Below are 12,717 nucleotides of genomic sequence, written 5' to 3'. Positions count from 1 at the left end.
GAAAAACTGACCGTTACGGTGTTTATGTAACTACAGATTGGAATCCCTTTGTGCTTCCGTTTGTCCCGGACAGCTTAAGCAGTTGGAGTAAGTTGCTCATAAACGCAGACTACTTTGATAAGAGGGGACCGGGATTCGGCTCTGAGTACGATTATAAACGTGAAGACGTACTGCATGGCCTGGAAGGCTTCTTCCTGACATATTACCTCAACGACAAACTCAAGAGGGACGTTTCCACGCCCCAGGAGGAGGTCAAAAACAGGAATAGAGGTAGAATTCTCTTGCGTAACAGGCTGCAGGCCACGGAGGAACTGCGTGCGGATATTGAGCTTTCTTACCTGAGCGATAGAGATTTCTTGAGAGAATTTTTTGAAAGGGAGTTTTTTGAAGGCAAGAAGCAGGAGACGTATCTCAATCTCAGGTGGCTCAGGGATAATCGCGGTGCGGTCTTCCTCGTAAAAGACCAGTTAAATGATTTTCAGACAGGCCCTGAGGCGTTTCCCGAACTGACCTACGACATGATAGGACAACCTCTGTGGGAGAATAGACTTAACATGACCTCCAGGGCCGATGTGGGCTACCTTCGGTATCAGATAGATGAAGGAATGGAAGATAGGGACAAGGAGACGTTCGATAGACTCAAGGCGACCACCGGGGACTCATTCCGATTGGACCTGGATGGCACGCTCGGTGCGCCGTTCAAGTGGTCGATCTTTAAGGCCAACCCGTTTGTAGGAGGCCGGGTGGCTGCATACAGCAAGAGCCTGGAGGACGGCGGACCCAAGGGTCCGGCCACGGCGAGGTTTATTGGGAGTCTGGGTTTTGAGGGCAGCACGGAATTATGGAGGGTCTACAGCTATGAGAACAGGTTGTTAAGAATCAACGGGCTGCGCCACATAATCATCCCCCAGTGGCGTGTGTTATTAGCGCCGCTCTCGACGCAAACCTCTGAAAACATACTTCAGTATGAAAGGTCGGACGGGCTTGAGGATTACCGCACCGCAACTATCGGTGTGAGGAACCGTATACAGACCCGCCGCGGCCCGCCATGGAAGATGTCGGTTGTAGATCTGCTTGAGTTAAATACCGAATTACATTTTTTCAGGCCGAGCAAACAAGGGAGAGGTGAAGTAGTCCGTACGGTGGAGACTCCGGAAGGCGCCTTTATTCCAAGGCGGGACAGCTACTTACAAACTGACCTCCGGGCGCAGGTTACCAACAGATTAGCCGTGACGTCTGAACGTAACGAGTTTAATTTGAACAAAAGGAACCTCGACGTTTTTAACATTGGCCTTTCATTTCAGAAATCGGAAAGCTGGAGATACTTTGGAGGCTACAGGTTTATACAACATACCAGCAAGACTGTGACACTTGGTGCGAACGTCCTGGTCAGCAAGAAATGGCGCGCGAACTTTACTGAAAGTTTTGACCTGGGGGCCAGAACAAAAAGCGGCGGGACAACCTCAAAAAACCTTTTCAGTAACTTCTCCTTTACTCGAGAGTCTCATGACTGGATTGCAGGTTTTTCTGTGAATTATGATATCGTAAACCGTAATAAAGGTTTCAGTTTTGTGCTTCGGCCCAAGGGCTTGGCGCAGGCCTTCGGGCGTAGTCGTACCTTTACCGGGAGAAAACCATGACGGAGGCGGTCTACCCCGGCACCTTTGACCCGCTCACCTTCGGGCACCTGGATCTAATCGAAAGAGGCAGTAAGGTCTTCGATGAAGTAATAGTCGCCATTGGAGTCAACCCGCATAAAGAACCTTTGTTCAGTGTTGAAGAACGAAAACGGATGCTTACCGACCACACCAGACACCTTAAGAACATACAGGTTGACAGCTTTGACGGTATGCTCGTGGACTACCTTCAAAGAAAGGACATAAACATCATCCTTAGGGGCATACGAACCTTGTCGGATTTTGAATATGAGTTCCGGATGGCCCTTACCAACCGCACCGTGAGAAAAGACGTGGAGACAGTTTTCATAATGACGAGTGAAAAGTATTCCTTTTTAAATTCCACGTTAATAAAAGACGCGGTTAGCCTTGGCGGAGAAGTAAGCGCCTTCATCCCGCAAGATATCGAGGAGATGTTAAAAAAACGGCTTCAAGCAAAAAGCCGTTAAATCCACAATCGGCGTCTTTACGCCTAATCAGTACCAACATCGAGATGGGCCGGAAAATGAAGTTTAACGTTCTAGTATTAGGTGATGTTGTCGGGCAACCGGGAAGGGACATCATAGAAAATAGACTGCCCGCTCTTTTAAAAGAAGAAAAAATAGACTTCGCCGTGGCCAACGCGGAAAATGCCGCAGGCGGTTCAGGCATAACTCAGGATGCGGCCAGACAACTGTTTGCCTCTGGACTGAATGTCCTTACCACAGGGGACCATGTCTGGAAGAAAAAGGAGGCAATTCCGGTCCTGGAGACGGAAAGCCGGATACTAAGGCCCGCAAACTACTCACCCCTGGCCAAGGGCAGAGGGTGGGTTGTGGTAAAAACCCATCTGGGGCCTGATATAGCCATCATAAACCTCTTGGGCCGGGTGTTCATGTCTCCTATAGACTGCCCCTTCCGGGCGGTCGACCGGATACTTAAGGAGGTCTCCGGAAGGGCGCAGATAATTATTGTCGATATTCACGCCGAGGCGACTTCTGAAAAGGTAGCCATGGGATGGTATCTGGATGGAAGGGTAAGTGCCGTGGTAGGGACCCACACTCACATACAAACGGCGGACGAGAGGGTCTTACCGGAAAGCACCGCTTATATAACCGACCTGGGGATGACGGGTCCCTATCACTCTGTTTTGGGCAGGAACAAGGACCATGTCCTGAAGTTCATTACGACACAGATGCCTACCCGCTTCGAGGTGGCAAAGGAGGACGTGAGAATGAGCGGCGTTATCATAACGGTTGACGCCTCCACAGGCAAGGCGGAAGGGATCAAAAGACTGGTAGTACACGAAAACAACGGATACGGACACCGACACTAACAATGAGCAACAACCTTGACATATCGACCCTGACCAGAGAACCGGGCTCCATAGAGCAAAAGGTCCATACAATCTCTGAGATAACCCAAAGGATTAAAGACTCTATCGAAGAAGAGTTTTGGGAGGTGTGGACGGTAGGAGAGGTCTCGAATATAAGCAGGCCGGGGTCCGGCCACGTGTACATGACGTTAAAAGATAAGTATGCTCAACTCCAGGCCGTGATGTTTCGTAACGTCGCTGTCAGAGTCCCCTTTACGTTGAAAACCGGGATGGAGGTAATAGCCTTTGGCTCTATCTCCGTTTATGCCCCCAGGGGCCAGTATCAACTCGTAATTGAGGTGGTTGAACCCAGGGGAATTGGCCCGCTGCAGCTCGCGTTTTTGCAGCTAAAGGAGCGCCTGGAAAAGGAGGGTCTTTTTGACCCTGCACACAAGAAGCCGTTACCCTTTTTGCCACGGCGGGTGACTATTGTTAGTTCTCTCAGTGGCGCGGCTTTGGGAGACATGCTAAAGATTTTGCGCACAAGGTCACCTCAGGTTGAGGTTATTATCTACCCCGTAAGGGTTCAGGGAGAGGGGGCCGGTGAGGAGATAGCCCTTGCCATAACTGACATCAATAATAACCGCTCCAATACTCCTGTCGATGTAATCATCGTCGGCAGGGGCGGAGGGAGCATAGAGGACCTTTGGGCCTTTAATGAGGAAGTGGTAGCGAGGAGCATTTACGCCTCTGAAATTCCCGTAATATCTGCGGTGGGACATGAGATAGATTTTACCATCTCTGACTTTGTGGCCGACCTGAGGGCCCCAACTCCAACCGCGGCCGCGCAGATGGTTGTTCCCGTAAGAGATGAACTTCTGGAAAGGATGGACACACTGATATCGAGGATACACAACGCCGCGCGTGGCAGGCTGGAAGGCGTGAGAAACAGGCTGATGGAGTTCCCGCGCAGATATGGTTTTCGTCAGCCTCTGGAAACTGTGCACCGGTACAGGGCCAGGGTGGAAGAGTTATCCTGCGGGTTTAGCCGAGGCCTGAGCCATTTGCTTACATTAAAGAGGGAACGCCTGGCAGGTACGGGCAACAAGCTGGAAGGCCTGAGCCCATTGAAGGTGCTGGCCAGGGGTTATTCCATTACCACGAAGGACGGCGAGGTGCTTACCGCCGCAAAAGGCTTGAGGCGCGGAGACAGGATTGAGACGCGTTTCCATAAAGGCTCCGCGGTTTCTGTAATAGAAAAGACAACCCGGCAACTAAAACGCTAAGAGAGCGGCCATGAAGTTTGAAGAGGCCTTGAAACAGCTGGAGGAGATAGTGGTAGAATTGGAACAAGGCGAGCTCAGCCTGGATGAATCTCTTGCAAAATACGAAGACGGCATTAGAATATACCGTAAGAGCCTGAAGCTCCTGGAGAAAGCAGAAGAGAGATTGAAGGTTTTTGCCAGGGATGGAAAGGGGAGGCTCTTGGTCAAAGACCTGCCGGAAGGGCCCCCGGACGAGGCCGACAGCAAGGAATAATGTTTTGAAGGAAGACAAGATGTTGAGTGTACTGGATACAATTAACGGTCCGAAGGATTTGAAGGAGGTGCCTGTAGAGTCCCTGCCTCAACTGGCCGAGGAGATACGCGACTTAATTATAAATGCAGTTTCCAAGAATCCCGGCCATCTTTCGTCCAACCTGGGAGTAGTGGAGCTGACCATAGCGCTGCACTATTGTTTTGACTTTGGCAAGGACAGGCTGGTGTGGGACGTAGGTCATCAGTGCTATGTACACAAGATCCTTACGGGAAGGAAGGCCGCCTTTGAGACCCTGCGTCAGTATAAGGGCCTAAGTGGTTTCCCTGACAGGAAAGAGAGCCCGGTCTACGACCAGTTCACCTCCGGCCACAGCGGTGACGCCATATCTTCCGCCCTGGGCCTGGCCTGTGCCAACGACTTGCTGGGCCTGGACAGAAAGATAGTTGCAGTAGTGGGAGACGGCGCCATGGGAGCCGGCATGTCCTTTGAAGCCATTAACCATGCCGGAGGCATAAAAAAGGACCTGTTTATGGTATTAAATGATAACGAAATGGCCATATCCCCAACCGTCGGGGCCGTGGGGAAATATCTTACTGAGCTGAGAACACTGCCCTTATACAAGGACTTTAAGAAGGAGGTACGCCACCTCCTGAACATACTGCCCATCTTCGGCAAGCCCGTAGAGAACGTCCTGGAGCACCTTGCCGAGGCCATGAAGAGAGGCATGACCCCCGGACAGATATTTGAGGACCTGGGACTTCAATACTATGGTCCTGTAGACGGGCACAATATTCCGCTTCTCATCGGCACAATTAATCGGATTAAATCCATAAAGGGGCCTAAATTACTGCACGTCATCACGAAAAAAGGGAAGGGTTTTGAACCGGCCCTTCGGGACCCGGCCGAATTTCATGGCGCAGGTCCCTTCCAACTGGAAAATGGCAGGATAGTAAAGACTTCTAAGAAAAAGAAGGCCAGCTACACCTCGGTCTTCGGAGAGGCGCTGGTAAAGATAGCAGGGAAGAACGAAAAAGTAATCGCCCTTACTGCGGCCATGCCGAGCGGTACAGGGCTGACTACATTCAGGGACAAATTCCCTGACAGATATTTTGACGTAGGCATATGCGAACAACATGCCGTAGGATTGGCAAACGGGTTGGCGGCCTCGGGCCTCAGGCCGGTAATTGCCGTATATTCAACCTTCCTGCAGCGAGCCTTCGATCAAGTATTCCACGACGTCTGTCTTCAGCAACAAGAGAATAACATAGTGTTTGCCATGGATAGGGGCGGACTTGTTGGGAACGACGGCCCCACTCATCACGGGACGTTCGACATCGCTTACCTCAGACACCTTCCGGGCATGAAGCTGATGGCCCCAAAGGACAGCCGCGAGCTGAGGCTGATGCTTGAACTGGCGATAGACGGGGAGGGCCCCAGCGGCATCCGTTACCCCAGGGCAAACGTGCCCGACGACGAGCTCGACCTCCCGGCCCGTAAATTCTCCTGGGGCGAGGCGGAGGTCTTAAAGGAGGGCCGCGACGGTGCCATAATCGCCTATGGCGCCATGGTTTACCCATCCTTTAAGGCAGCCGAGGCCCTTGGCAGGGAGGGGGTTGAAGTAACCGTTATAAACGCGCGGTTCGTCAAACCTCTTGACAAGAAGACCATTCTGGAGGCAGTCGAAACGCACCCCGTTGTTTTCACGGTTGAAGACCACGCCTTACCGGGTGGATTTGGTTCCGCCGTGCTGGAGATGCTTTCCGAAGAGGGCGCGGACACGAGAAAGATACGGAGACTTGGAATCCCCGACAGATTTATTGAACATGGTTCCAGAAGTGAACTTCTAAGGGACCTGGGGCTTGATGAAGAGGGTATTTTCGGGACTTTTATGAACGAGCTTGAGAAGTCGGGTCTCCATGCACCGGTGAGGCCGGTCAGACACCAATCGGTTTAATGAAGAAGGTATTAATAATTGGAGACACCGGGAAAGAGAAGATTAGAAATACCCTTAAGGAACTTGATTCATGGTTAAAGGAAAGGGTACTTACTGCTCCCATGGACATCGTACAGGCGGAGGAGACGAGTCCTCTGGAAGGCGATTTTGCTATCACGCTGGGTGGCGATGGGACGTTCCTGCGGGTTTCGAGAATGGTAAGTCCATATGGTATACCCGTCATAGGAATACATCTGGGACTCTTTGGTTTTTTGGCGGAGCTGACTCCGCAGGATATGTACAGTCACCTGGATAACGTTTTCAAAGGGAAGTACAAAGTAAATACGCGAATGCTGCTAAACTGCCAATTAGAACGCAAGGGGAAGGTAATAAATGAATCATTGGGGGTCAACGACGCCGTGGTGTCGAGAACGTCCCTCTCTAGGCTGATATCGGTAAAACTCTTTATTGACGGGGAAGACGTGACCACGTATAGCAGCGACGGCCTTATTGTGTCTACACCGTTGGGGTCGACGGCCCACTGCCTCTCGGCGGGAGGGCCGATTCTCTCACCCGATATAGACGCCCTTGTCGTCTCTCCTATTTGTCCGCATACGCTGACGAACAGGCCCCTGGTAATCTCCGGGGAGTCGGATGTGATGATGGAAATCGTAAGCGATGGTGTTGAAACGGGGTTGACCGTTGACGGTCAGGTCTACGACGACTTGTTGCCGGGAGACGTAGTAAGAGTGAAGAGGTCTGATACCCGCCTGAAACTTGTTGATACCGGGATAAGAAGTTTTTACGCAGTGTTAAGAGAGAAACTTTCATGGGGAGGCAGTCCTAAGTATGGTAATGGTTAAAATAGACAAGAATCTTTGCAAGGGTTGCGAACTCTGTGTACCGGTCTGCCATCACGATTCTTTGGAAATGTGCAACACTTTGAATGATTACGGGCTTACGCCCGTTTATTTTAAGGACGGCGCCGCTTGTAGTGGATGCCGTCATTGTGCGATAATGTGTCCGGAGGCAGCGATTGAAATCGTCACTGCACAATAAACAATTAATGACGGGGAACGAGGCCGCGGCTGAGGCCGCCGTACAGGCAGGCTGCAGGTTCTATTACGGCTACCCGATCACCCCACAAAACGAGATCATTAACTATCTGGCCGTAAGGATGCCTCAGGTCGGCGGAACCTTTATACAGGCGGAAAGTGAGATAGCCGCCATTAACATGCTCTACGGCAGTGCCGCTGCCGGCGCCAGGGCCATGACCTCTTCATCGGGTCCGGGCATAAGCCTGAAGCAGGAGGGGATATCTTACCTCGCTGGCAGTGAGCTCCCCTGCGTCATTGTAAACGTACAGAGGGGAGGGCCGGGCCTTGGAGACATTTCCCCGTCTCAGTCCGATTACTTCCAGGCGGTTAAAGGCGGTGGCCATGGTGATTACCGGATTATTGTCCTTGCTCCAAGCTCGGTGCAGGAGGTTGCGGACCTTGTGTACGATGGCTTCGACCTGGCCGACAAGTACCGTAACCCGGTTATGATATTGGGGGACGCGCAGCTGGGACAGATGATGGAACCTGTGGAGTTCTATAAGCAGATGAAGACGTACCTGCCGCCCAAGAAGTGGGCCCTTACGGGGGCTGACGGGAGGCCGAAGAACGTCATAAAATCTTTCTATCCGGTAAAAGGGGAGTTGGAGGAGTTTAACCATCGGCTGCAGAAGAAATACCGCAGGATCGAAGACACGGAGATTCGCTACGAGGAAATAGACACAAAAGACGCCGAGCTTGTATTTGTAGCCTATGGCACGTGCGCAAGGATATGTAGAGAGGTTATAAAAAAGACTTCTGAAAAGGGATACCGCGTAGGGCTTCTGAGACCTATAACTCTGTGGCCCTTTCCCGGGGAGGCCCTTAAACGGCTCTCGCAAAAAGCAAAGGCCTTTATGGTAATTGAGATGAGCGCCGGCCAGATGGTAGAGGACGTTAAGCTGTCCGTATTGGGACGGCGGCCGGTGTATTTCTACGGACGTACGGGGGGTGGTGTGCCTTCTACAAAGGATGTTCTAAACAGCATATTAGAAGTGATGCCGAAGGTCAGGGCCACAGACTCCGTAGAGATGATAGAAATTTGAGCCTGCCTTTTAATGATCAAAGGCTGAAGCAAGGAGTATTCCCTTATTTTTCTGTGGGAGATATTTGAATCATTATGGAAACACTTTATGCACCGCCTAAGACGCTTCACAAAGTCGCCACCCATTACTGCCCGGGTTGCGGCCATGGGCTCGTACAGCGCCTGATTGCGGAGATAATCGATGAGTGGGATATGAGGGGTAAGACTATAGGTGTCGCCCCGGTGGGGTGTGCTGTGCTTGCCTATAACTATCTCGATATTGACATGAGTGAGGCCGCCCACGGTAGGCCCCCAGCGGTGGCCACAGGCATAAAGAGGGTCCATCCAGACAGCCTGATATTTGCCTACCAGGGCGACGGAGACCTGGCCGCCATAGGGCTGGCGGAAATAATCCACACGGCAAGCAGGGGGGAGAACATAACCGTAATATTTGTCAACAACTCCGTATATGGAATGACTAACGGGCAGATGGCCCCGACGACCCTCCTGGACCAGCGGACAATAACGTGTCCGGACGGAAGGAACGCCGACGACCACGGTTATCCTATACGCATCTGCGAGCTCCTGGCAACCGTAGACGGATGCGGCTACCTGACCAGGGTTTCCATCACGGACCCCAAAAACGTGCAAAATACAAAAGCGGCCATAAAAAAAGGTTTCAGGACACAGATGAGGAAGAAGGGTCTCTCCGTTATAGAGGTGCTTTCTCCATGCCCCGTTTACTGGAGAATGAACTCCCTTGATTCGATGAAATTTATAGATGAAGAAATGACCAAGACATATCCGCTGGGCACTTTTAAGGACTGGGAAAGGGGGAGGTCATGACGGAAAAGGTCATGCTGGTGGGATATGGAGGTCAGGGCATGATGCTTTTTGGAAGGTTGCTGGCACGTGCCGCCATGCTTGACGGCAAGTACGTAACTTTCTTCCCCTCCTATGGCACAGAGGTCAGAGGCGGAGCCGCGTGTTACCACCTGATTGTCTCTACAGAGGAAATATACTCACCAATGGTGGAAGAGGCCGATACCCTGATAGCCATGAACCAGCCTTCCTACATAAAGCTCAAGGACTTCATGAAACCGAACAGCCTCCTTTTGTTGAACTCTTCCATGGTAAACGTGGAGGACCCGCCGGGCGTAAAGGTCTACAGGATCCCCGCCACTGAGATGGCCAACGAACTGGGGAACGTGGTGGCGTCGAACATGGTGATGATGGGGGTGTATAACTATATAAAAAACATTATACCTGCCGATATCTTTCTGAACTGTCTGGAGAAGGCCTTGAGAGGCAAGAAGGCGGCTCTATACGAAATAAACAAGCTTGCCCTTGAGCGAGGAGAAAACTACATAAGAAATGACAGCCTGATTAATCTACCCATCCTGTGACGGGTATTTTAGCCCCCGGTTATTCGTCTGTCTGCGCAGGGAGACAATACGTTGTCATTTTTCGAAAGTGCGTGACCCACAGACCATGAATGAGATACACAAGAATAGTCCTTTATTGTGTCTTTGCCTCGCCTTTTTGACGCTATGCTGCCATGGCTGCCTGTTTGGAGGCAATAAGAAGAAAGAAAGAACCCCGGTCTACCCCGTGACCACTATGACCGCGCCTCAGGCAACGCCGCAGGAAAAGCATGAAGAAGAAGAAGCTACAAGGCAGGAACGTCGACTGAGGACATACCGCCGGGAGATGGATAAGCATTTCAGGCAGTTCTCTCAGGGAATGAAAGAGGCTCAGGAAGACCTCATCGTCAGAATAATCGTGCTGGAGGAGGACTACCAGCAGATTAAGGAAAAACTCTCGCTTATGGAGTTCTTCCAGGATGAGTCATCTAAAGACAGGGCAAAACTGCGGGAGGGACTGGAATTCGAATTTGAGACATTGAGAGAACAAATCGACGACTATAATACACTTTTGATCAAAATCCTGGACAAAATAAGCATTGTGCCCGAGAGCACGACTTATCCGGAAGAATTCGTCTCACCGGCAAACCCGGAGGCAGGGCCTTAGAGTAATTGGGAGTGTTAGAGTAGTTCCTTATGTAATGGTTGTAAAAAGACATACTTCTTCTTCTTCGGCCGCAGCCCTTTCCCTCATTATATTAACTACCGTCTTCCCGGTTTTTTCACCTTCCTTTTTGCTTGTCAACGCAGGGCTTCCGGTGCCTCGAGGGGGAGGATAAGGTGGAGGTGAACGACCACCCTGCCCTTCACCCATTCCCGTCAAGGGAGTGGAAAAACTAAGGGAACCCGTAAGCTTTTTCAAAGGTTACGTAATGGCAAAAAAGAAGAAAACACCAAAACTCCCCAGGCTGAAGTGCCCCGTGGAACGGGTCTTTAAGGATAAAAGAGGGAAGAGGGGAAAAAAGCCGACGCCCGAGGAGATTGAGGATACGGAGGACAACGTAAATGAATAAGAGAGTTCTCACGACGTTAGTTTTGATGTGGGGTATTTTTTCATTCTTATTCTCGTTCGCATCGCCACCGGCCGGCGCCGTACTTGTAGACCTCACCGGGGAAGACGTGAAGGAGGCTCTCCGGTATGGGAGGGACAACAAAGACACCGGCTACCTTGAATTCTTCAAGGACTGGAGGGTAGACCTGGGCTACGGCACGGGCTCTGCCAGGGTTATCACCCCCTTCTCGAAGATAGCCTTTGAGGCCAAACACGCCGCCGCCGGAGACGAAGCCGTTGACTCCGAGGTCATTGACGAGATCTTGGAAAAATCCAGGGGTAAATTGGCCTTCGGTGTGTCGGTGTACGGAGAGGCGCGGGACTTTGCGCAAGGAGCACGCGCCGTCATCGTACAGAAAGAGAAGACGATAAAACCCATAGAATCCAAAACCGTCATGAAGGCCGAGCCTACCGACTCCTGGCCCAACCCGCCGGCGTACAGGGCCATATGCTACTATTATTTTGACACGAAGGAGGTGGACCCTGACGGCGCGGCAACCCTTGTGGTCAGCTTGCCCGGCCAGAAAGACGTAGAGTTCAAGTTCGACCTCTCCGGGGTGAAGTAAGTATTTATTCAATTGTTCGTGTACCGGGTGGGACTGATGATAACCATGACAGAAGGTGCAAAATTCGGGGTGGCAGGATGTCCGCCGAATTTCTGGAAATCCAAATACAAGCGGGATAGTGTCAATAATCCCCTCTGGCTGGCGGGTATCGGCCTTGGCGCCTACGAGGTCCAGTTTACCCATGGAATCAGGCTGACACGGGAAAGGGCCCTGTTACTCAGAAAAAATGCAGACCTGAAGGAGATAGCCCTCTCCATACACGCGCCGTATTATGTGGTGCTGACCAGTACAGATAAAGAGGTGGTGAAAAACTCTATCGAGCTTATGCTCAGATGTCTGGAATTTGCCTCTTATCTTGGTACTCGGAAGATAGTGCTGCACCCGGGGCCTTACCGGGGAGACGCGCGGGACGCGATGATGCGGTGTCTGGGCAACCTCAGGATAATACGTAGAAACACCGACAACAAGGACGCGCTTATCTGCGTTGAAACCGCGGGTGGGAAGTCGTACCTGGGCTCACTGGATGAGGTCTTGTACATGTGCAACGAGTTGGATTTCCTGAGACCGTGTCTTGATTTTGCCCACATATACGCCCGCGAGGGAGGAATGTTGTCGGGAAAAGATGATTTTAAAAGGATATTTGAGCGTTTTATTGAAAGGCTGGGCCTTGAGGAGATGAAAAGACTGCACTGCCATTTTTATCCGGTAGAGTACGGCGAGAGAGGCGAGAAGTGCCACAAGAACTACAAGGTGGGCGGCTACGGGCCAAGGTTTGAGCCGTTTCTAGAACTTGTTGCGGAATATGGACTTAGCCCTACGGTCATCTGTGAGAGCAAGGACGCCCAGGACGAGGACGCACTACGTATGAAGTCCTACTATTATGGCTTGTCGGATAACAAAATAAAGCAGGGGCAGATGGCCTAAGTTGAAGACGTGGAAGCTGTTAAAAAAACCGGGGCAGCCCATCCTCCAGGGTTACACCCCGAACCCTTATCCATAATCCGCGGCAGCCGGCAAGGGGGCGTGACTCTTTATGGGTCTCTCTGAGAGCTCTTCAGGGAGGAGAAATTCTTATGGAATTTCTTAGTACGCACGTGCACGTTGCCTCCTGCCGGT

General features: G+C 51.5%; 14 protein-coding genes. All 14 read left to right on the top strand.

Features of this window, described 5'->3' with window-relative positions:
• Positions 1-1,640: LPS-assembly protein LptD (locus NOU37_05905; GenBank protein ID MCQ4574764.1), on the top strand; the 1,640-nt coding region annotated here is incomplete at its 5' end.
• Positions 1,637-2,125 carry a pantetheine-phosphate adenylyltransferase gene (gene coaD, locus NOU37_05900; GenBank protein MCQ4574763.1) on the top strand — a complete coding sequence of 163 codons (489 nt, stop codon included), beginning with the start codon at positions 1,637-1,639 and terminating at the stop codon, positions 2,123-2,125. The genes NOU37_05905 and coaD, both read left to right, overlap by 4 nt.
• A 56-nt stretch (positions 2,126-2,181) precedes the next feature.
• Entirely contained in the window at positions 2,182-2,991 is an 810-nt protein-coding gene (locus NOU37_05895; GenBank protein ID MCQ4574762.1) for a TIGR00282 family metallophosphoesterase, read from the top strand.
• Positions 2,992-2,993: 2 nt separating this feature from the next.
• Positions 2,994-4,256 carry an exodeoxyribonuclease VII large subunit gene (xseA, locus tag NOU37_05890; GenBank protein MCQ4574761.1) on the top strand — a complete coding sequence of 421 codons (1,263 nt, stop codon included), beginning with the start codon at positions 2,994-2,996 and terminating at the stop codon, positions 4,254-4,256.
• A 10-nt stretch (positions 4,257-4,266) separates the two neighbouring features.
• The gene (gene xseB / locus NOU37_05885; GenBank protein ID MCQ4574760.1) at positions 4,267-4,509 is read left to right on the top strand and encodes an exodeoxyribonuclease VII small subunit; all 243 of its coding nucleotides are present in this window, start codon (positions 4,267-4,269) and stop codon (positions 4,507-4,509) included.
• A 4-nt stretch (positions 4,510-4,513) separates the two neighbouring features.
• A complete protein-coding gene (dxs, locus tag NOU37_05880) occupies positions 4,514-6,463 on the top strand; it encodes a 1-deoxy-D-xylulose-5-phosphate synthase (protein ID MCQ4574759.1) in 1,950 nt (649 codons plus the stop codon).
• Complete coding sequence (locus NOU37_05875; GenBank protein ID MCQ4574758.1) at positions 6,463-7,305, top strand: NAD(+)/NADH kinase; 843 nt, start codon at positions 6,463-6,465, stop codon at positions 7,303-7,305. The genes dxs and NOU37_05875 overlap by 1 nt, the downstream gene beginning before the upstream one ends.
• Positions 7,306-7,478: 173 nt before the next feature.
• The gene (locus NOU37_05870; protein ID MCQ4574757.1) at positions 7,479-8,582 is read left to right on the top strand and encodes a 3-methyl-2-oxobutanoate dehydrogenase subunit VorB; all 1,104 of its coding nucleotides are present in this window, start codon (positions 7,479-7,481) and stop codon (positions 8,580-8,582) included.
• Positions 8,583-8,656: 74 nt separating this feature from the next.
• On the top strand, positions 8,657-9,406 hold the full coding sequence (locus NOU37_05865; protein ID MCQ4574756.1) for a thiamine pyrophosphate-dependent enzyme: 750 nt from the start codon (positions 8,657-8,659) through the stop codon (positions 9,404-9,406).
• Positions 9,403-9,966 (top strand): 2-oxoacid:acceptor oxidoreductase family protein, encoded by a 564-nt coding sequence (locus NOU37_05860; GenBank protein ID MCQ4574755.1) that lies wholly within the window; start codon positions 9,403-9,405, stop codon positions 9,964-9,966. The genes NOU37_05865 and NOU37_05860 overlap by 4 nt, the downstream gene beginning before the upstream one ends.
• 85 nt (positions 9,967-10,051) lie before the next feature.
• Positions 10,052-10,591, top strand: coding sequence for a hypothetical protein (locus NOU37_05855; GenBank protein ID MCQ4574754.1), 540 nt, complete (start codon positions 10,052-10,054; stop codon positions 10,589-10,591).
• 265 nt (positions 10,592-10,856) lie between these two features.
• Complete coding sequence (locus NOU37_05850; GenBank protein ID MCQ4574753.1) at positions 10,857-10,997, top strand: hypothetical protein; 141 nt, start codon at positions 10,857-10,859, stop codon at positions 10,995-10,997.
• Positions 10,990-11,601: a hypothetical protein gene (locus NOU37_05845; protein MCQ4574752.1), complete on the top strand. Its 612-nt coding sequence runs from the start codon at positions 10,990-10,992 to the stop codon at positions 11,599-11,601. Before NOU37_05850 ends, NOU37_05845 begins: the two co-directional genes overlap by 8 nt.
• Before the next feature lie 45 nt (positions 11,602-11,646).
• Complete coding sequence (locus NOU37_05840; GenBank protein ID MCQ4574751.1) at positions 11,647-12,525, top strand: TIM barrel protein; 879 nt, start codon at positions 11,647-11,649, stop codon at positions 12,523-12,525.
• Positions 12,526-12,717 lie beyond the last annotated feature (192 nt).

This window comes from Candidatus Bathyanammoxibius amoris (assembly GCA_024451685.1).
GTDB lineage: Bacteria > Planctomycetota > Brocadiia > Brocadiales > Bathyanammoxibiaceae > Bathyanammoxibius > Bathyanammoxibius amoris.
Note: the sequence above shows the minus strand (reverse complement) of the source record. Positions and strands in the feature narration are given on the sequence as shown.